We start from the raw sequence: 19,719 nt of genomic DNA on the forward strand, positions 1-19,719 counted from the left end.
GACAGCCGCAGGAATCTGTCAGAGGTGGGGCGGTGTCGGAGTGCGGGGTGTCAGCCGCATGGATGCGGCTGCCAAGCCTCCAGGGACGGATTTACGGCGTCCCCGCACTCCGACACCGCCCCGCCATCCCGCGGAATGCACGCTGTTGCCGTTGCTGTTGCCCCGGTTTGTAGCGGGTGCAGGGCGCAGCCCTGCAAAGAACCCTACCCGCGCGGTCGGCTGCGCGAGGGCACCAGTGCGAACGTATCCACCGCCAGCTTCTCGGCGTGGTTCAACCACGCGCGGATCTCCAGATCGTCCACTTCGTGATCCAGCCCGAACGACACGTTGATCTTGCCGTCAGCATCGGGCTGCACCCACTGCTGGGCCAGCACCACCTTGCGCTGCGACGACACCGCTTCGATCCAGAAACCACGATCCGGGCGCGTACTCGCCACCAGCTGCAGCATGTACTGGCCGGCGCGGGTACGGCGGCCCTTCTGGGTGATCATGTGTGCCTGGCGCACGCTCGGGCGTGGGCCCTGGAAGGCGTCCAGCGGCGCATCCACGGCAATGCCGCCACGCAGGTCGTTGTCGCGGTACAGCTTGATGCCGTTGTCGCGGTTGACCAGCAGGGCGCACCAGTCACCGTCGGCCGAGCCGTCCTCGAACGCGGTGCAACGGTCGACATAGGCCAGGGTGTTGTCCGGGTTGGCATCATCGAACTGGCGCGAGGTGTTTTCCAGATACACGGACTTCAAACCCCAGTCCTTGTCGTACTCGAGCAGCACCGGTGGCTGCACGTGCTGCAGGCCGACCACCACCTGGTCGTCGCCGTCGATCTTCAGCTCGCGGGTCGGTTCACCCAGCCACAGTGAACGGGCGAAGGCCAGATACTGCGGGTAGTCGCGGCCACCGTCGCGGCGTGCGGCGACGCTGGCGCTCGGCGCGCGCTGGGTATCGATCAGCGAACGGCCAAAGCCCATCGTCTTCAGGTTCGGGTCCAGCAGGCTGAGCAGGGTCGCACCCGAATCCAGGGTGGTGCCGGCGTCGGCGCTGAGCTGCTGCGGGGCAATGCCATCGCCCAGGAACAGCAGCAGGTTCTCGCGTTTCTGCTGGGTCAGAATGTGGGTCAGATCGTTGGGCATCGCCAGGTGATCGGAGGCGATCACGATCAACGTGTCCTTGCCGTACGGGCTGGCCTGGATGCGCTGCACCAGCTGCGAGATCAGCCGGTCACTGCACTTGAGCGCGTTGAGCATGTTGATGTTGCCGTACTGGCTCTGGTAGCGCTCGCCCTTGCACGACACCGGCAGATGGCCGGCTGGGTGATGGGTATCCATGGTCAGCGTGGTCAGCATGAACGGCGAGCCGGCGCGCGAGAGCTGCTCGAAGCGCTGGTAGGCGGTGTCCAGCAGCACGTCGTCGTGCACGCCCCAGGCCGAGTAGTGGATGCGGCCGATCTTCTTCTGCTGCTTGAACCAGGCCAGGTCATGCACTTCATCGAAACCGTGGCTGGCCAGGAACTGGCCCTTGCCGGCGAACTGGCCGTTGGCACCGCCCAGATAGTGGTTGGTGTAGCCCTGCTGCTTCAGGTAGTCGCCCAGGCATACCGCCTTGGGCAGGAAGCTGCCCATGCGGTCCATGCTGTTCTCATCGCCCTGCGAGGTGGTCAACGGCACGCCGCACATCGACGACACCAGGCCGGCGATGGTCCAGCCGCTGCCTTCGGCCGAGGCCAGCCCGCGCACGTCCAGCGACTGTGTGGCCAGCCGGTTGAGATTGGGCATCAGGCCCGGGAACACGTTCTCATCCAGGTAGGTGCGCTCCAGGCTTTCGCCGTAGATCCAGACGATGTTGCGCGGGCGCTGCAGCGGCTGCGTCGGCACCTGGTACTCGGGGGCGATGCGGGCGAAGTCGACCGGGCGCAGCTGCTGGTAGAGGCGCTGGCCGTCGCGGGCCAGTGGACTGATCATGATCGTGGCCACCCACACGGCCGCGAAACCGGCGAACAACGCGCCACCGTGGCCGGGCCGGCGCCAGCGCTTCACCCGCGTGGCGAACAGCGGCAGCAGCGAGACCAGCGCCAGCACGATGAAGCCGGCGATGTAGCCCTTGAAGTCGGAGACACCGGCGCCTTCCATGTCGGCGCCGAGGTGGTACAGGGTTGCAGCGTTGAGTCCATCACCGGACAGCTTGTCGATCAGCCACCATGCGCTGAGCATGAGCAGCAGCAGCGAGAATGCGCTGGCCTTCCACCACACCCACTTGTCGGACGCGAGGAACAGCCAGCACAGCAGCAACAACGACAACAACAGTATCCAGAGCATAGGCAGCTTCGGCAGTGACGGGATGTTGATGGACGTCGTACCGACGCGTGTCCATCCGACCGGCGCTGTCGCAAGCACATGCACATGACAGGCCGATGACCCGATAGTGCATGCACGAACCTGACTGAAATGTTTGTTGGAATGACGCGCGCGAAATCGCGCTCAGAAGGTAAAACGAGCGTGAAAGGCTACGTTGGATTGCATTAAAAACCGCATGAATACGGCGTTTTCGTTGATGCGCTAGCGATGCCCGCGTTCTTCGCGTGCCCGTGCGCGACGGTCGAACAGCAATGCACTGGTCACGATGCCAAGGCCGAGCACCACGCCGATGAACAACAGAATCAGCGCAATCAGCGGGTAGCCGAACAGATGCCAGCCGGTGTCGATCTTCATCATCATCGCGGCGGCCATGATCAACGCGGCGCTGATGATGCCGGCCGCGACGCGGTTGGCGATCTTCTGCAGGTTCTCCATCAACCGCGATTCTTCCAGGCCGGTCACCTTCATCTGCAGGCGGTTTTCGGCCAGCAGGGCCATGATGTCCGACAGCTTGCGCGGCCCATCGCGCAGCAGCTGCTGCAGCTCCATCGCCTCGCTGGCGAGGTTGGCGGCAGACAGCGATTTCTTCAGGCGTGCGCGCATCACGTGCTGCAGCTGGCGCTCGACGATGCGACGTGTTTCCAGCTCTGGTGCCAGCAGCCGGCACACGGTTTCCAGGTTGAGCAGTGCCTTGCCCAGCAGGCTCAGTTCCGGCGGCGTGCGCAGCCCGCAGGCGGTGGCGATGCGCACCATGTCCAGCACCACGCGGCCTTCGGAGAACGTGCCGCTGGCGGCGTAACGCGCGATCAACTGGCCGGTCTCGCGCAGATAACGTTCCTCGTCGAACGCCTCCAGCCGCGTGCTGATGCTGATCAGGTCGTCGGCCACTTCCTCGCCACGGCCGTCGACCGCGGCGAACAGGATCTTCAGCAAGCGCTCGCGCAGGCGCGGCGGCATGTGCGCGACCATGCCCAGGTCGAAGATCGCCAGCCGGCCATCGGGCATCACCCGCAGGTTGCCGGGGTGCGGGTCGGCGTGGATCTCGCCGTGCACGAAGATCTGGTCGAGGTAGCCGCGGATCAGCGCCGCCGCCAGCGGGTCCATCGATTGCTCGGTGCGGCGCACATCGGGAATCGCATCCACGCGCACGCCGGTGGCCAGTTCCATGGTCAGCACGCGCTGGCTGCTGTAGTCCCACAGCGGCTGCGGTATCCACAGGCGGCGGAACGGCTTCAGGTGCCGGCCGAAGCGGGCCAGGTTCTCGGCCTCGGCGTGGTAGTCCAGCTCCTGCATCAGGGTCTTGGCGAACTCGTTGAGCCAATCCCGCAGGCGCACGCGGCGGCCCACCTGGGTCAGGTGGTCGGCGGCCAGCGCGAAGCTGCGCAGCGCCTCCAGGTCCGAGCGCAGCTGCGCGGCGACTTCAGGCTTCTGCACCTTCACTGCTACCTGGCGGCCATCGTGCAGCACCGCGCGGTGCACCTGCGCGATCGACGCGCAGCCCAGTGGCTCGGGATCGAACGCAGCGAACAGCTTGTTCACCGGGGCGCCCAGTTCCTGCTCGACGATGGCATGGATGCGCTCGACCGGAATCTCGGCCACCTTCTCCTGCATGCGCTCCAGCGCCGTGGCGAACTCCACCGGCACCATGTCCGGGCGGGTAGAGAGCATCTGGCCCAGCTTGACGAAGGTGGGCCCCAAGGCTTCCAGGTCACTGACGAACTGTTCCGGGTTGCCATCTGCCGGTACGTCGGCCGGATTGCCCGCGGCATCCAGGTTCATGCCGGAAAATACGCCTGAATGGCGGTAGCGCATCAACAGGCGCAGGATCTGGCTGCGCCGGTTCATGCCTTTGACCAGCGGGGGATTGCCATTGGCGGTGGGCGGATTGCTCAAGCGGAACTCCCATGCGGCAAAGACGGTCGTGCCGGCCGCTGGCCAGCAATGTCCGGATTCCGCAGTGTCGCCGGGGGGCGGTAGGCACGCGGTGAATCCGACCGCTTCCGCAGCCGCCCCGGTATCGGTCAGAATCCGCTCATTCCCTCTCTGGACTTCCCATGGCCGGTGCCAGCCTGTTCGCCCTGCTCGACGATATCGCCACCCTCCTCGACGATGTCTCGGTCCTGACCAAGGTCGCGGCGAAGAAAACCGCCGGTGTGCTGGGCGACGACCTGGCGCTGAACGCGCAGCAGGTGACCGGGGTCAACGCCAACCGCGAGCTGCCGGTGGTGTGGGCGGTGGCCAAGGGCTCGCTGGTCAACAAGGTGATCCTGGTACCGGCAGCACTGGCGATCAGCGCCCTGGAGGCCTGGCTGCACAGCCGCGGCTGGAACGTGCCGCTGATCGTGCCGCTGATGATGATCGGTGGTGCCTTCCTCTGTTTCGAAGGCGTGGAAAAGCTGGCGCACCGCTTCCTGCACTCAGCCGAGGACTACGCCGAGCATCAGGCCGAACGGCGCAAGGCGCTGGCCGATACGCAGGTGGACATGGTGGCGTGGGAGAAGGACAAGGTGAAGGGCGCGATCCGCACCGACTTCATCCTCTCGGCCGAGATCATCGTGCTGACCCTGGGCGTGGTGGCCACCGCGCCGTTCACCAACCAGGTGGTCACGCTGGCCGTGGTTGCATTGGCGATGACGGTGTTCGTCTATGGGCTGGTCGCGGGCATCGTGAAGCTTGATGACGTCGGCCTGTACCTGTCGCGCAAGGGCGGAGCCATTGCCGCTTTCGGTCGCGGTCTGGTGGCGTCGGCGCCGTGGCTGATGAAGTTCCTGTCGGTGGCTGGCACCATCGCCATGTTCCTGGTCGGCGGCGGCATCCTGGTGCACAACGTGCCGGCGCTGCACCACGCGGTGCAGGCGCTGGGCGGTGAAGGGCAGTGGGGCTGGCTGATCAGTGCTGCGGCCAACATGGTGGTCGGCATCATCGCCGGCGCCATCGTGCTGGCGGCGGTGACCGGGTTCCAGAAGCTGCGCGGGAAATGATCTGTAGAGCCGAGCCCACACTCGGCTGCTCTACGGCGCTGCGCGCCGCCGCCCGAGCATGGGCTCGGGCGCTACAGCGTCTGCACGCTGGATCATCAGCCCGCCTGCACCCGGTTCTTGCCTTGTCGCTTGGCCGCATACAGCGCGTCATCGGCGCGGCGCAGCAGGGTCTCGGTATCGTCACCGGGTTGCCATTGCGCCAGCCCGGCGCTGAAATGCACCGGCACGCGCCGGTCCTGCACGGTCAGCACGCGGTGCGCCAGTGAACGTTGCAGGCGCTGCACGGTGGCCATGCTGTCGGCGCCCTGGGTTTCCGGCAGTACCAGAACGAACTCGTCGCCGCCCAACCGTGCGATGCCGTCGGTGGCGCGCAGCAGCAGCTTGCACACGGCCACCAGGTGCTGCAGCAAAGCATCGCCACCAGCGTGACCGTGCGCCTCGTTGGTCAGGTGGAAATCATCCAGATCGATCACCGCCACGCCCAGCGGCGAGTTGTTGCGCATGGCACGCGCCAGCTCACGCTGCAGCAGTTCGTCCAGGCCGCGGCGGTTCAGTGCCTGGGTCAGCGGATCGATACGCGCCAGGTCACCAGCAGCACGCAGTTCCTGCTCCAGCTCGGCAATGCGCTGCTCTGCGCGTTCCACTTCCTGCCGCGCGCTGGCCAGGTGATCGCGGGCCTGCGCAGCCTGCTGCTGCACCTTGCCGGTATCGCGCATCACCTCCTGCAGCAGCTGGTTGAGGTCGGCAATGCTGCGCGCCTCACGCAGCTGCAGCGCGTAGCTGCCGATGCGGTCATGGTACTCACCGGTGCTGGTGGCCATGCCATCCATGCGCTCGATGAACTCGCCCATCAATCCGCGCATCGCCGCCTTCGAATCATCAATGCCCTGGCGCAGCAGGCCCTGCTTGTAGATCACTTCGCGCAACTCGGCGCGGGTGCGCTCGACCGCTTCGGCTTCCAACGGACCGTCCAGCAACTGGCGCACCGCCGCGATCTGGCCCTGCAGCCAGCTGCGGTCATCCAGCAGCTCGCTCACGTTCTCCAGCAACAGGGCGAACAGCTCCAACAGCAGCGCCTGCTGCTCCTGCCAGCTCTCGGCGCGCACGCCGACCTGGTGGCCGAGTTCGCGCACGCCCTGTTCGATCGGCTCCAGTGCGGTACCCGGTTGCCACTGGCGGAGGCGCGTGGCCAGGGCCTGCGCCTGTTCGCGCAGGTCCGGGTCGTGCTGCAGCAGGGCCACCACCGCACCGCCCAGCAGCAACCGCAGCTGCTCGGACAGGCGCAGGCTTTCCGGCTGCCCGTCTGGGGAATGCTGTTCGATGGTGCGGATGTACTTGTCGATCAACTGCCGCATCGCGCGGCCGTAGCGCGGCCAATCGGCGCTGGCCTGCGCCGACTGCAGGCGGTCGCCCATGTCGCCCAGCTCGCCCGGCAGGGTGGCCATGCCGTTGGCGAACGCCGCCAGCAGCGGTTCCGGCGCGTCGGCGCCTGCGAACAGCTGCTGCAGGGCCACGCCACCGCCGCCCTGCAGCACCACGCGGTTACCCAGCCCATCGTCCACCACCGCGCGCACGCGTGCCGGCGGCCCAAGGGCGGTACCGGGGGCAGGGCGGTGGTCGGGCTGGTCCGTCATGGAGCGAATCCTGGGGGGCTGGCAGGGACTGGTTCCAGCATATCGGCGCGGCCGCCGACGGCTTGAACGGCTAGGATGGGCGACAGGATGCCGCAGTGGAGGTGCTGATGCGCGTGATGTTGCTGGGGGCGACCGGCCTGGTCGGTGGGCTGACCCTGCCCAGGCTGCTGGACGACCCGCGCTGCAGCGCCGTGGTGGCGCCCACCCGCCGCCCGTTGGGTGTAACTCACGGGAAGCTGGAGAACCCGGTGCTGGCCTTCGATGCGTTGCCCGCTTCGCCCGAATGGGAGCGCGTGGACGCGGTCATCTGCGCGCTGGGCAGCACCATTGCCCAGGCCGGCAGCCGCGAGGCCTTCCATCGCATTGACCACGACTATCCGCTGGCGTTCGCACGGCTCGCACAGGCACAGGGGGCCAGTACCTATGTGCTGAATTCCGCGGCCGGCGCCAACCCGCAGTCGTCGATCTTCTACAGCCGGGTGAAGGGCGAGCTGGAGCGTGACCTGCGCGCGCTGGGCTTCAACTCGTTGACCCTGGTCCGTCCCGGCCTGATCGGGGGCGAGCGCAACGAGGTGCGTCGCGGCGAGCGTTTCGCACTGACGGTACTCGGCGCGTTGGGGCCGGTACTGCCGCGGGCGTGGCGGATCAACCCGGCCAGCGAGATCGCCAAGGCACTGGTCGAGGCCGCGCTGGCCCCGCAACCGGGCGAGCACGTGGTGGCGTCGCGCGCGCTGGTCGGCTGATGTCGCGAGCGCTGCGCCTGACCCAGCTGCTGCAGCTGCTGCGTCGTCATCGACGGCCGGTCGCGGGGCAGGTGCTGGCCGATGCGCTGGGTATCAGCCTGCGCACGCTGTACCGCGATATCGAGACCCTGCGCGAGCAGGGCGCCGACCTGCGTGGCGAGGCCGGCGTCGGCTACCAGCTGGCGCCGAGCGATACCCTGCCGCCGATGACCCTGCCACCGGCCGAGATCGATGCGCTGGTGCTGGGCCTGCGCTGGGTCGCGGCCCGCACCGAGCCTGCGCTGGCCGAGGCCGCACGTGATGCCCTGACGCGTATCGCCCATGTGTTGCCTGCGGCGCGCCGCGAGGCCTTGCGTGATAGCGGCCTGCGCGTGGGCCCTTCGCGCGCTGGGAGCAAGGTTCCCCCCGCGCGCCTGCAGGCCGTGCGTGAAGCTGTGGGTTCGCAGCAGCGATTGAAGTTCGGCTACGAGGACGCGCAGGGCCAGCGTACCGAGCGCACCGTCTGGCCATTCGCGCTGGGCTACTTCGATGAAGTGCCGATGCTGGCGGCGTGGTGCGAGCGCCGCGAGGATTTCCGTCATTTCCGGCTGGACCGCATCCGCCAGGTGCGTGTGCTGGAGGATCACTACCTCGTGCCACGCGCCACCCTGCTGCGGCGGTGGCAGAAGGCACAGGGCATCGCACCGGACTGGCTGGACCGCTCATAACCACAGCAACAGCCGGGAGCGGGGGGTAGAGTCGACTGTTAGTCGACTATCGCGCGCAGCGGGGGGGGGGGCAAGCAGGCTGAAGGAAGAGCAGTCGACTGACAGTCGACTCTACCGACAGACGAATCTGCTGACAGAATCTGTCAGCAGGCCCGTACCACCATGATTGCTCCCAACAACGGAGCCTCCCCATGTTCACGCCCAGCACCCTGCTGCAGTACGTGCGCGACGTCGCCGCCAGCGCCACCTTCTACGGCGGCATCCTCGGCAAGCCGCCGGTCGAGCAGTCGCCCGGCTTCGCACTGTTCCTGCTCGGCGATGGCGCCGCACTGGGCCTGTGGCAGCGCGATGACGTGCAGCCGCCGGTGTCCGCGCAGGCCGGCGCCGCGGAACTGGCGATGTTGGTCGCCGACCCCGAGACGGTGCAGCAGACGCATGATGCGTGGCGCGCGCTCGGCGTGCAGATTCTGCAGGCGCCGGTGACGCTGGAGTTTGGCCACACCTTCGTCGGTGCGGACCCGGATGGTCATCGCCTGCGTGTGTACAGCCGTGCCGAGGGTATGGTCGCGCGCGATTGATCGCACGCGTTTTGTAGATCCACGCCATGCGTGGATGCGGGCGTAAAAAAGCGCCGGGCAGTGCCCGGCGTTTTTCCAGTTCATGTGCCAATCAAGGTTGGCACCCACCGATCAGCTGGATCAGCTGGCCAGCGCCAGGTCGTCCATCATCGCGCGCAGGAAGCGGGCGGCTTCACCCCCCGTGGCTGCGCGGTGGTCGAAGGTGACCGACAGCGGGATCACCTTGTGCGCTTCCACGCCGCCCATCACCGGGGTCATCTGGTGGCGGGCACGGCCGGCACCGACGATGGCCACGCACGGCGGCACCACGACCGGGGTCGCATAGCGGCCGGCGAACATGCCGAAGTTGGACAGCGAGATGGTGTAGCCGCTCAGTTCCGAGGCGGCGATCGAACGCGATTCCACCTGCTCGCGCAGGCGGTTTACACCCTCGCGGATGCCGCGTGCATCGAGCATGTCGGCATTGCGCAGGGCCGGCACGAACAGGCCGTCGTCGGTGTCCACGGCGATGCCGATGTCCACCTGGGCGTGCAGGGTGCGGGTCAGCGCTTCACCGTCGAACCAGGCGTTCATCGCCGGCACCTTCTGTGCGGCAACGACGATGGCGCGAACCAGGCGGGCGGTGACGTCGTTGCCCGGCAGCCAGGCGTGGATGTCGGCGTCGTCGTTCAGCGTGGTCGGCACGACCTTGCTGTGCGCGTCGGCCATCACGCGGGCCATGTTGCGGCGCACGCCCTTCAGCGGTTCCGGCTGGCCCTTGGCGACCACGCCCGGCGGCTGGGTGCGCATCGGCTTGCCGGCGGCGGACAGCGGAGTGCGGGCTTCGCTCTGCACCGGGGCAGGTATCTGCGCCGGGGCCGGCGCGGCATACGCGGCGGCAACCGGTGCCGGGGCGGCGCCGAGTTTGGCGGTGCCGTTGGCGGCGGCCTGCTTGACGTCGGCCATGGTCACGGCGCCATCGGTGCCGGTGGCTGGCACGCGGGTCAGGTCCACGCCCAGCTTGCGCGCCATCGCACGCACGGCCGGCACGGCCTTGACGCCACCGACGGCCAGCGCCTGTTCGGCGTGCACGGCATTGGAGCTCTGCATCGCACCGACCACGGTACCGGCGTCATCACGCTCGGCTGCGGCGGGCTTGGCTTCTTCTGCGGCCACCGGTGCGGCGGCAGCGGGAAGCGGCGGCGGCGTCGGTGCAGCGGCCGGTGCGGCGTGACCATGACTGTGGCCGGTGTCCTGGCCATCGGCACGCTGCGGCAGGTTCGGGTCCAGTTCGAAGCTGGCCAGTACCGAGCCGGTCGGGATGATGTCGCCGGCGCCGCCGGACAGTTTCAGCACCTTGCCGGAGAACGGCGAGGGCACTTCCACCACGGCCTTGGCGGTCTCCATCGACACCAGCGGCTCGTCCAGCTTGATCACATCGCCTTCCTTGACGAACCACTCGACGATGGTCGCGTCCGGCAGGCCTTCGCCCAGGTCGGGCAGGTTGAAGTTCTTGGTCTGGCTCATTTGCAGTTCTCTTCCAGCAGTTCCAGTTCGCGGGCCGGCAGCCAGCCCGTCGCGCCATTGGCGCGCTCGGACCACCACCACCCACCGTGTTCGTGATGAAGCTTCACCATCTCGCCACTTTCCACATCCAGCTCGCGGGCGTCGTAGTCGCACAGGGCTTCGGCGCGACCCTCGTCCAGCAGCTGCAACCACGCGATGGGCGCCCATCCAGCGCGCCCATCGTTGGTGCGTACCCAGGCAAACGCCGGCCATTCCTCGTCACGGACACCTACTTCGACGATCTGGCCGGTGTGGAACCGGAGCGGGTTGGGATACTGGCTGCGGTAAGCCCCCAGAAGGCGGGCCCGCACGTCAGCCGGCCGCCACCGCGCGCTTGGCTGCAGCCACGATCCGCTCAACGCTCGGCAGGTACTTCATTTCCAGGCGGAACAGCGGAATGTGGGTGTCGTAGCCAGTGACGCGTTCGACCGGCGCCAGCAGGTCGTAGATCGATTCCTCGGCCAGGCGCGCGGCGATCTCGGCGCCGAAGCCCGCGGTCTTCGGGGCCTCCTGCACGATCACGCAGCGGCCGGTCTTGGCCACCGATTCGGCGATGGTGGCGAAGTCCAGCGGGCGCAGCGTGGCCACGTCGATGACTTCGGCACTGATGCCTTCGCCGGCCAGCTTGTCAGCCGCTTCCAGTGCTTCCTTCACCTGCGCACCCCAGGTCACCAGGGTCACGTCGGTGCCATCGCGCAGCACGAAGCAGACGTCCAGCGGCAAGGCTTCGCCGTCGTTGACGACCACTTCCTTGTACTGGCGGTAGATGCGTTTGGGCTCCATGTAGATCACCGGATCCGGTTCGCGGATCGCGGCCAGCAGCAGGCCGTACGCACGCTGCGGCGACGACGGCAGCACCACGCGCAGGCCCGGCACGTTGGTGAAGATCGCCTCGTTGGCTTCGCTGTGGTGTTCCGGCGCGCGGATGCCACCGCCCCACGGCACGCGCAGCACCATCGGGCAGTGCAGGCGGCCACGGGTGCGGTAACGCAGGCGTGCGGCGTGGCAGACGATATGGTCGACCATCGGGTACATGAAGCCATCGAACTGGGCTTCTGCCACCGGCTTCATACCCTGCGCGGCCAGGCCAATGGTCAGGCCGGCGATGGTGGTTTCATCCAGCGGGGTGTCGAGGATGCGTTCGGAACCGAAGCGCTGCTGCAGGCCGGCGGTGGCGCGGAACACGCCGCCGTTGACGCCCACGTCCTCGCCCAGCACCAGCACCGACGGGTCGTGCTCCAGCTCCCAGGCCAGCGCCTGGGTGATGGCTTCGATGAGGGTGATCGGCGTGGTGGTCATGCTCTCTTCTCCGCGCGCGACAGCAGCGCTGTCGGCGGCGTTGGTGTGCGCGCCGGGCGCGCCGTTCTTGATCTCATCCATGGCGCTTCTCCAGGGCGATCGCCTGGGCACGCTGGGCCAGCAGGTCCGGCGGCGGATCGGCATACAGGAAGTCGAACATCGCCTCGACCGGCTGCACCGGCGTGTTGAGGTACAGGTTCACTTCCTCGTCCACGCGCGTGCCGCACTCGGCAACCCAGGCGGTTTCCTCTTCTTCGCTCCACACACCGGCGTTGATCAGGTACTTGCGCAGGCGCAGCATCGGCTCGCGCTGCCAGGCATCCTTCACCTCGGCGTCGTCGCGGTAGCGGCGCGCGTCATCGGCGGTGGTGTGGTCGGACAGGCGGTAGGTCATCAGTTCCAGCACGGTGCCACCGTCGCCGGCCAGCGCACGCTCGCGTGCCTGCTCCATCGCCGCCAGCACGGCGATCAGGTCGTTGCCGTCCACCTGCAGGCAGTGCAGGCCGCCGGCCAGGCCCTTCTGCGCCAGCGTTTCGGCACCGGTCTGGGCCGAACGCGGGACCGAGATGGCCCAGCCGTTGTTGACGATGCACAGGATCAGCGGCAGCTTGTAGGCGCCGGCCGAGTTCAGGGCTGCGTAGAAGTCGGTCTTGGAGCTGCCGCCGTCGCCGCACACGGCCACCGCGATCTGCGGTTCCTTGTTGAGCTTGAACTTCAGCGCGGCGCCTGCGGCATGCAGGCACTGGGTGGAGATCGGCACGCAGAACGGGAAGTCCTTGGCCGCGTTGCCGCCGTAATCGTTGCCGCGTTCGTCGCCGCCCCAGTACATCAGCACGTCGTGCGGGCGCACGCCACGCATGAACATCGCGCCATACTCGCGGTACGAAGGCGCGAATACGTCGTCCTTCTGCATCGCTGCGCCGATGCCCACGTGCGCCGCTTCGTGGCCCAGGCAGGCGGCATAGGTGCCCAGCTTGCCGGTGCGCTGCAGCGCGATGGATTTGCTGTCGAACGTACGTACGAACAGCATCTGCTTGAACAGCGGTACCAGGACCTTGGGGTCGCGCAGCGACGCGGGCAGGTCATCGCGGACGAGCTTGCCGTCCGCGTCCAGGTACTGCAGGTATTCGATCTTGAATTCAGCGGCAACCGTCATTGCGTACTGCACCTTCGACAGAGAAGTTACAAATGATATGAATCGCCATGTTAAGGAACGCGTACGGAATAGCCTTCCTGCGCCGCAACACGGCAACGCCCTGTTTTACCCCTGCCGGCGGGTGAGGGGCCAATAACAACAACGTATTCAGTCGTTGCTGCAAAGCATCAGAATACGCCTCTGGCTGACTGCTGGCGCAACGACCCGATCGGTTCCACGCGCAGGCCCCGCATCGGCCAATGCTCCACGGGGCACCGCACGCCCCGGTATGGACAGCGCGGCTGCCCGCGCGGCTGGCAACGCGCTACCCTTGCCGCCCCCGATCTGGCCGCACCCATGTCCGTCGACAACAACCAACGCGATCTCGAAGCCGGCATCCACACCGACCTGCAGGGGCGCCTGACCTACGGCGGCTACCTGCGGCTGGACCAGCTGCTCAGCGCGCAGCAGCCGCTGTCCAACCCGCCGCACCATGACGAGATGCTCTTCATCATCCAGCACCAGACCTCGGAGCTGTGGCTGAAGCTGCTGGGCCATGAGCTGCGCGCCGCAATCGGCTTCCTGCAGCGCGATGAAGTCTGGCAGTGCCGCAAGGTACTGGCGCGCAGCAAGCAGGTGCTGCGCCAGCTGACCGAGCAGTGGTCGGTGCTGGAAACGCTGACCCCGTCCGAATACATGGGCTTCCGCGACGTGCTGGGCCCGTCGTCGGGTTTCCAGTCGCTGCAGTACCGCTACATCGAGTTCCTGCTGGGCAACAAGAACGCGCAGATGCTGCAGGTGTTCGAGCACGATGCGGCCGGACAGGCGCAGCTGCGCACCGTGCTGGAGGCGCCCAGCCTGTACGAGGAGTTCCTGAAGTACCTGGCCCGCTTCGGCCACGCCGTACCGGCCGTGTATGAAAACCACGACTGGACCCAGCCGCATGTGGCCGACGACGCACTGCAGCCGGTCTTCGAGCGCATCTACCAGGACACCGACCGCTACTGGCGCGAGTACGCGCTGTGCGAGGACCTGGTGGACCTGGAGACCGCCTTCCAGCTCTGGCGCTTCCGCCACATGCGCACCGTGATGCGGGTGATCGGCTTCAAGCGCGGCACCGGCGGCTCGTCCGGGGTGGGCTTCCTGGCCAAGGCGCTGGAACTGACCTTCTTCCCCGAGCTGTTCCAGGTGCGTACCAGCCTGCAGGCCGGGCCCCCGCCAGCACAGGGCTGATCCGTATTCAGCTTGGATCCCGGCCACTGACTGGATCGTTTCAGATGCAAGTTCAGCGAGCAGGCTGGCACCTGCCTCAAACGGCGTGTATTTGACGTGAACGCCAGAAGTCGGTGATCCTCGCGCGTTGCTCCAACTGCACAGCGGACGTGCTCGTCATCCACCGAACCAGGAAACCCGCATGAGCGTAAACGCCACTGCGAACACCCCAGAGCCGGCGCTGCCGGACTTCAAGACCACGCTGGGCCACCCGCGCCCGTTGTGGATGCTGTTCATGACCGAGTTCTGGGAGCGCTTTGCGTTCTATGGCATCCGCTGGGCCTTGGTGCTGTACATCGTTGCCCAGTTCTACAACGGCAGCGCTGCCGGTGAAGGCGACGCCAGCCGCATCTACGGTGCCTACCTGGCCCTGGTGTATGCCGCAGCCATCTTCGGTGGCTACGTGGCTGACCGGGTACTGGGCTATCAGCGATCGATCCTGACCGGCGCGATCATCATGGCCGCCGGCCTGTTCATGATCTCGCTGCCGCAGGAGCACATCTTCAAGCTCGGCCTGGCCACGATCATCGTCGGCAATGGCCTGTTCAAGCCGAACATCTCGACCATGGTCGGCAAGCTGTACGGCCTGAAGGACGAGCGCCGCGATTCGGGCTTCACCATCTTCTACATGGGCATCAACATTGGCGCGATGATCGCCCCGGTGCTGACCGAGTACCTGGCCCGCAAGGTCTTCGGTACCGATGCCATGCCATCCTACAAGGTCGTGTTCATCGCTTCGGGCGTGGGCATGCTGATCTCGCTGGTGTGGTTCTACATCGGTCGCGCCGGCCTGAAGGGCATCGGTGCACCGCCGGCCGGCGCTGAAGGCTTCGGCCGCATCATCATGGTGCTGGCCGGTGCCGTGGTCGCCATCCCGGTCGCGTACTTCCTGCTGGCCACCGGCGCCACCGCGCTGGCCTGGATCCTGGGTGCGATGTTCACCGCGCTGGCCATCCTGCTGCTGGTCGAGGGCATCCGCGAGGGCAAGGTGCAGCGCGACCGCGTGATCGCCATGCTGATCATCTTCGCCTTCAACGTGATGTTCTGGATGTTCTTCGAACAGGCCGGCAGCTCGTTTACCTTCCTGGCCGAGAACATCGTCAACCGCCAGTTCGGTGAATGGACGTTCCCGACCGCGTGGTTCCAGTCGGTCAACTCGGTGGCCATCATCACCCTGGCCCCGATCATCGCCTGGATCTGGGTGGCCATGGGCCGCGCCAATCCGTCCATCCCGCGCAAGTTCGGCCTGGGCCTGCTGTTCAATGGCGCCGCCTTCGCCCTGCTGATGTACGCGCTGTCGCAGATGGTCGTGGACGGCAAGATCCCGTTCTGGACCCTGTTCATGGTCTACGTCATCCAGTCCGTGGGTGAGCTGTGCCTGTCACCAATCGGCCTGTCGATGGTGACCAAGCTGGCCCCGGTGCGCCTGGTCGGCTTCGGCATGGGTGGCTGGTTCCTGTCTACCGGCATCGGCAACAACCTGTCGGGCATCTTCGCCGGCGTGGTCAGTGGTGAAGGCGGCATGACGGTCGAGTCGGCCCTGAAGGGGTATACCTTCGGGTTCTGGGCCCTGATCGGCTCCGGCGTGGTGCTGTTCCTGATCGCCCCGCTGATCAACAAGCTGATGCACGGCGTCAAGTAATGATGAGAGGGTAGAAGGCATGCGTAGCAAGCTCGGTACTGCGGTAGTGGTGGTCTGTGCGGCGCTGATCGGCGCCTGTTCCCAACCGCAACCGCCTGCCGCCGCCGAGCCTACGCAGCCGCTGGATACCCGACCCACCGAGCCACCGGTCGCTGACCCCAGCGAACCGGTGGCCTCGGGCAACACCCCGGTGGCGGCGGATATTGCCGCCATCGCCGGGCTCGGCGCGCAGTTCGACCCGGCCCGCAACCCCGCCGACGATCTGGCCACCGCCAAGGTGGAAGCCCAGCGCGGCAAGAAGCGCATCCTGCTCGAGGTCGGCAATGCCGCCTGCGATCGCTGCCGGGCGCTGGACGAGCTGGTGGAAGGCAACGGTGATCTGCGCCGCTTCCGCGATGCCCACTACGTGTGGGTAAAGGTCAACGCCAGCGACGAACAACCCAATACCGCTTTCTTCGCCCAGTTCCCGATGATGGAGCGCGACTACCCGTACCTGCTGGTGCTCGATGCCGATGGCGGACTGCTGGTGTCGCAGGCCACCGGCGAGCTGCGCAAGGGCGAAGCCTTCCAGCCCGCGCGCGTGACCGCGTTCCTCAAGCAGTGGGCACCTGACAAACCGGAATAGGGTAGTGCCGGTTGCTGGCCGGCATGCTCGGCAGGTGCCGACCGTTGGCCGGCACTGATGTCGGGTCGCATCCACGCATGGCGTGGATCTAGTGTGGTTGCGGTCACATTCCCGAAATCGGCATCTCAATATCGCAACGCGCTCGCCGTTACCGGCAAGGACCTCAGTCGACACCCGTCGATGCAACCTACCGGAACGCCCATGCACAGCGACCACGCCGAACGACTGCCCGAACCTGCCAGTACTCTGGCCGAAGGCGAAGCAGGCGAGGGCGTGACCCTGCCGCCGCAGGAGGCGCTGCTGGATGACGCCGGTACCGGCGAGGACAGTGTTGAACTGGCCCCGCCGCGCCATCGCCTGCCGCAGATCGCGCTGCCCGACAACGTGGTGCTGAAGGGGGCGGTGCAGAAACTGGTCGAGCAGAAATCACGGCTCGATGCATTGGCCGCCGACGGCCAGCTGGCCGGGTTGCTGCCGCCGGAATGGCAGGGCCATGGCGTGCGTGCGATCGAACTGTCCACCTTCATCCAGGGCGTGCTGCCGTTCCTGCAGCCAGGCGAGCGTGGCGAAACCGCGCCCGCGCGCCTGCCAGTGCGCCATGTGCTGGGGGACGACAGCCGTTGGGGCCTGGACGATGTGTCCGAACCGAAATCGCTGGCCTGGTACCTGGCTAGCGACGAACGCGCCGCCGCCGGCAGCAAGGACGTGGCCGAGGCCTATCTGGTGGGTGCACTCGGCTTGGCGTGGATGCAGGAAGGGCGCAGCCGCCCCGGTTTCCTGCGCGCGATGGGCCAGGACAGCCTGGCGGCACGGGTGACCATGCTCGGCTATCCGCCGGCCAACGAACTGGCGCTGTACAGCGTCACCGCGCACGGCCAGCCGCAGATCTGGTGCGTGCAGGGCCGCCGCCGCATGCGTCCGCTGGTGGCGCCGTGGCTGAGCGTGCCGCTGCTGACCGCCTATGGCGTGCCGGCGCCGGTGGCGTGGCCGTCCAGCTTCCCGCCGGTGGAGGCCGTGGCCGAACTGCTGGCGACCGCTCGCCTGGGGCGCGCGCTGCCGGAAGTGGACCTGGCCAAGGCGGTGGCGAAGATCGCCGAAGATGCCGCATCCGACGCCTGGCAGCCGGTCAGCCTGCTGCAGCTCAACACCTGGTCGCCGCGCTGGCATTTCTTCCTGGGCACCTTCGTCGGCCTGCCGTCGCTGCTGCTTGTAGCTGCCGCGCTGGCGCTGCCGGGGGCGGTCGAAGCGGCTACGGTTGCCGCCTCGCTCGGCTTCGCCGGCGGTGCCATTGCCGCACTGGCGGTGCCGTGGATCCATGCGCGCCGCAAGCATCTGAGCTGAAATAAGGGGACGGAGGGGATTAAGCCGTAATCAGCACTCGTGTGCCTGAAACGACTTAATCCACTCCGTCCCCTTTTTCTTTCAGACCCCTTCGCCCATCCGCTCCAGGCCGTCACCGGCCAGGCGCAGGATCAGCTTTTCCAGCACCTGCTCTTCCTCTTCGCTCAGCACCGACATCAGCTTGCGGGTGATCTCGATCACCATCGGCGCGATGGTCTCGTAGACCTCGAAGCCGGCTGCGGACAGCGCCAGCACCGAGCGGCGGCGGTCGTCGCCGTGGGTCTCGCGCTTGATGAAGCCGCGCTCCAGCAGGCGGGCCACGGCGCGGCTGACCGCCACCTTGTCCATCGCCGTGCGGTCGGAGACCTCGCTGGCCGAGGAGCCCGGGTACAGCGCCAGGATGGTGATGACCCGCCATTCGGGAATCGCCAGACCGTAACGATCACCGTATAGCTTGGCGATGTTGCCGCTGACCCGGTTGGACAGCACGCTCAGCCGGTACGGCAGGAACTGTTCCAGGTCGAGCAGGACGTGCGAGGCACGCAGGCGGGTCGAGGCGGGATCGGCGGGGCTCATGTTGCGGTGCACCTTGCTGGTGGTTTCAAGTGTAACTATAAGGGGTAGGTCCAGACCCTGCATTCTCGCCGGGTCCCTACCTGCCCGCACCTGGTTTGTACCGATGCGGTACCGATTCGGAGCCACGCCATGAATACCGCAGTCCCGACCGCCTCGCACCCCAACCCCGGCATGCAGGTCACCACCTTCGAGAACCCGATGGGCATCGACGGCTTCGAGTTCGTCGAATTCGCCGCCCCGGCCGGCCGTGGCCAGGAGCTGCACGCGTACTTCCGGAAGATGGGCTTCAGCGCGGTGCTCAAGCACAAGCAGCGTTCGATTACCGTCTATCGTCAGGGCGACGTCAACTTCCTGGTCAATGAAGACCCCGATTCGTTCGCCGCCGACTTCGCCGAGAAGCACGGTCCGTGCGCCTGCGGCTTCGCCATCCGCTTCAAGAAACCGGGTCAGGAGGTCTACCAGACCGCACTGGGCAACGGTGCCGAAGCCATTGCCTTCAAGCCGGACAGCAAGGCGGTCAGCGCCCCGGTCATCAAGGGCATCGGCGATTGCATGCTGTACCTGGTCGACCGCTACGGCGCGGCCGGCAGCATCTACGACGGCGACTACGAGCCGATCGCCGGTGCCGACCTGCACCCGGTGGGCTTCGGCCTGACCTTCATCGACCACCTGACCCACAACCTGTACTTCGGCAACATGCAGCAGTGGTCGGACTACTACGAGCGCCTGTTCAACTTCCGCGAGATCCGCTACTTCGACATCAAGGGCCTGAAGACCGGCCTGGTGTCCAAGGCGATGACCGCGCCGGACGGCATCGTGCGCATTCCGCTGAACGAATCGTCCGACCCGAAGAGCCAGATCAACGAGTACCTGGACGCGTACAAGGGCGAAGGCATCCAGCACATCGCCTGCTTCACCGAGAACATCTACGAGACCGTCGAAGCGATGCGCGCGCAGGGCGTGGATTTCCTCGACACGCCGGAGACCTACTTCGATGTGATCGACCAGCGCGTGCCGAACCACGGTGAAGACGTGCCGCGCCTGGCGAAGAACAAGATCCTCATCGATGCCGATCCGGAAACCCACCAGCGCAAGCTGCTGCAGATCTTCACCCAGAACTGCATCGGCCCGATCTTCTTCGAGATCATCCAGCGCAAGGGCAACGAAGGCTTCGGCGAAGGCAACTTCACCGCGCTGTTCGAGAGCATCGAACGCGACCAGATCCGCCGCGGCGTGCTGTAAGGTCATCGGTAGCGCCGGGCCAGTCCCGGCGCCTGCCCATCTGTAGAGCCG

At 66.7% G+C, this 19,719-nt stretch carries 17 protein-coding genes; 9 read left to right on the top strand and 8 right to left on the bottom strand.

What is annotated here, in order from left to right:
• Positions 1-203: 203 nt before the first annotated feature.
• Positions 204-2,309 carry a phosphoglycerol transferase I gene (locus tag N5D45_RS14850; RefSeq protein WP_164193391.1) on the bottom strand — a complete coding sequence of 702 codons (2,106 nt, stop codon included), beginning with the start codon at positions 2,307-2,309 and terminating at the stop codon, positions 204-206.
• A gap of 240 nt (positions 2,310-2,549) precedes the next feature.
• Positions 2,550-4,241 (bottom strand): AarF/UbiB family protein, encoded by a 1,692-nt coding sequence (locus N5D45_RS14855; protein ID WP_043399423.1) that lies wholly within the window; start codon positions 4,239-4,241, stop codon positions 2,550-2,552.
• Positions 4,242-4,402: 161 nt separating this feature from the next.
• Here N5D45_RS14855 and N5D45_RS14860 point away from each other — a divergent pair, with 161 nt between their 5' ends.
• Positions 4,403-5,329: a DUF808 domain-containing protein gene (locus N5D45_RS14860; RefSeq protein ID WP_279939234.1), complete on the top strand. Its 927-nt coding sequence runs from the start codon at positions 4,403-4,405 to the stop codon at positions 5,327-5,329.
• A 95-nt stretch (positions 5,330-5,424) separates the two neighbouring features.
• Here the strand turns inward: N5D45_RS14860 and N5D45_RS14865 are convergent, their stop codons facing one another.
• Positions 5,425-6,963 carry a GGDEF domain-containing protein gene (locus tag N5D45_RS14865; RefSeq protein WP_057503640.1) on the bottom strand — a complete coding sequence of 513 codons (1,539 nt, stop codon included), beginning with the start codon at positions 6,961-6,963 and terminating at the stop codon, positions 5,425-5,427.
• Positions 6,964-7,070: 107 nt separating this feature from the next.
• On the opposite strand from N5D45_RS14865, the gene N5D45_RS14870 reads away from it, so the two are divergent.
• The 3 genes from N5D45_RS14870 (at position 7,071) to N5D45_RS14880 (ending at position 8,991) form a co-directional block, all read left to right on the top strand.
• Positions 7,071-7,706: an NAD-dependent dehydratase gene (locus tag N5D45_RS14870; protein WP_204309701.1), complete on the top strand. Its 636-nt coding sequence runs from the start codon at positions 7,071-7,073 to the stop codon at positions 7,704-7,706.
• Positions 7,706-8,413: a YafY family protein gene (locus N5D45_RS14875; RefSeq protein WP_164193386.1), complete on the top strand. Its 708-nt coding sequence runs from the start codon at positions 7,706-7,708 to the stop codon at positions 8,411-8,413. The genes N5D45_RS14870 and N5D45_RS14875 overlap by 1 nt, the downstream gene beginning before the upstream one ends.
• 191 nt (positions 8,414-8,604) lie before the next feature.
• Complete coding sequence (locus tag N5D45_RS14880; RefSeq protein WP_164193383.1) at positions 8,605-8,991, top strand: VOC family protein; 387 nt, start codon at positions 8,605-8,607, stop codon at positions 8,989-8,991.
• A gap of 120 nt (positions 8,992-9,111) precedes the next feature.
• Here the strand turns inward: N5D45_RS14880 and N5D45_RS14885 are convergent, their stop codons facing one another.
• From N5D45_RS14885 to pdhA, 4 genes are read right to left on the bottom strand one after another with little or no spacing between them, the layout of a single operon-like run.
• Positions 9,112-10,497, bottom strand: coding sequence for a dihydrolipoamide acetyltransferase family protein (locus N5D45_RS14885; protein WP_228354876.1), 1,386 nt, complete (start codon positions 10,495-10,497; stop codon positions 9,112-9,114).
• Positions 10,494-10,847 (bottom strand): SH3 domain-containing protein, encoded by a 354-nt coding sequence (locus N5D45_RS14890; protein ID WP_005411349.1) that lies wholly within the window; start codon positions 10,845-10,847, stop codon positions 10,494-10,496. The genes N5D45_RS14885 and N5D45_RS14890 overlap by 4 nt, the downstream gene beginning before the upstream one ends.
• 1 nt (position 10,848) lies before the next feature.
• Positions 10,849-11,916, bottom strand: a complete 1,068-nt coding sequence (locus N5D45_RS14895; RefSeq protein ID WP_019338598.1) for an alpha-ketoacid dehydrogenase subunit beta — start codon at positions 11,914-11,916, stop codon at positions 10,849-10,851.
• Positions 11,909-12,991, bottom strand: a complete 1,083-nt coding sequence (gene pdhA, locus N5D45_RS14900; protein ID WP_019338597.1) for a pyruvate dehydrogenase (acetyl-transferring) E1 component subunit alpha — start codon at positions 12,989-12,991, stop codon at positions 11,909-11,911. Before pdhA ends, N5D45_RS14895 begins: the two co-directional genes overlap by 8 nt.
• A gap of 336 nt (positions 12,992-13,327) precedes the next feature.
• Here pdhA and N5D45_RS14905 point away from each other — a divergent pair, with 336 nt between their 5' ends.
• From N5D45_RS14905 to N5D45_RS14920, 4 genes are all read left to right on the top strand, one after another.
• Positions 13,328-14,203 (top strand): tryptophan 2,3-dioxygenase family protein, encoded by an 876-nt coding sequence (locus N5D45_RS14905; RefSeq protein ID WP_228354875.1) that lies wholly within the window; start codon positions 13,328-13,330, stop codon positions 14,201-14,203.
• 181 nt (positions 14,204-14,384) lie between these two features.
• Positions 14,385-15,884: an oligopeptide:H+ symporter gene (locus N5D45_RS14910; protein ID WP_043399407.1), complete on the top strand. Its 1,500-nt coding sequence runs from the start codon at positions 14,385-14,387 to the stop codon at positions 15,882-15,884.
• 19 nt (positions 15,885-15,903) lie between these two features.
• Positions 15,904-16,509 (top strand): thioredoxin family protein, encoded by a 606-nt coding sequence (locus N5D45_RS14915; protein WP_019338594.1) that lies wholly within the window; start codon positions 15,904-15,906, stop codon positions 16,507-16,509.
• Positions 16,510-16,710: 201 nt separating this feature from the next.
• Positions 16,711-17,850 (top strand): hypothetical protein, encoded by a 1,140-nt coding sequence (locus N5D45_RS14920; protein WP_279939236.1) that lies wholly within the window; start codon positions 16,711-16,713, stop codon positions 17,848-17,850.
• Between the two features lie 81 nt (positions 17,851-17,931).
• Here the strand turns inward: N5D45_RS14920 and N5D45_RS14925 are convergent, their stop codons facing one another.
• Positions 17,932-18,426, bottom strand: coding sequence for a MarR family winged helix-turn-helix transcriptional regulator (locus N5D45_RS14925; RefSeq protein WP_050815698.1), 495 nt, complete (start codon positions 18,424-18,426; stop codon positions 17,932-17,934).
• A gap of 129 nt (positions 18,427-18,555) precedes the next feature.
• Here N5D45_RS14925 and hppD point away from each other — a divergent pair, with 129 nt between their 5' ends.
• Positions 18,556-19,668, top strand: a complete 1,113-nt coding sequence (hppD, locus tag N5D45_RS14930; protein WP_029379836.1) for a 4-hydroxyphenylpyruvate dioxygenase — start codon at positions 18,556-18,558, stop codon at positions 19,666-19,668.
• Positions 19,669-19,719 lie beyond the last annotated feature (51 nt).

Origin of the sequence: Stenotrophomonas sp. GD03819, from assembly GCF_029841665.1 — a bacterium.
In the GTDB taxonomy this organism is placed as follows: Bacteria; Pseudomonadota; Gammaproteobacteria; order Xanthomonadales; family Xanthomonadaceae; genus Stenotrophomonas; species Stenotrophomonas geniculata.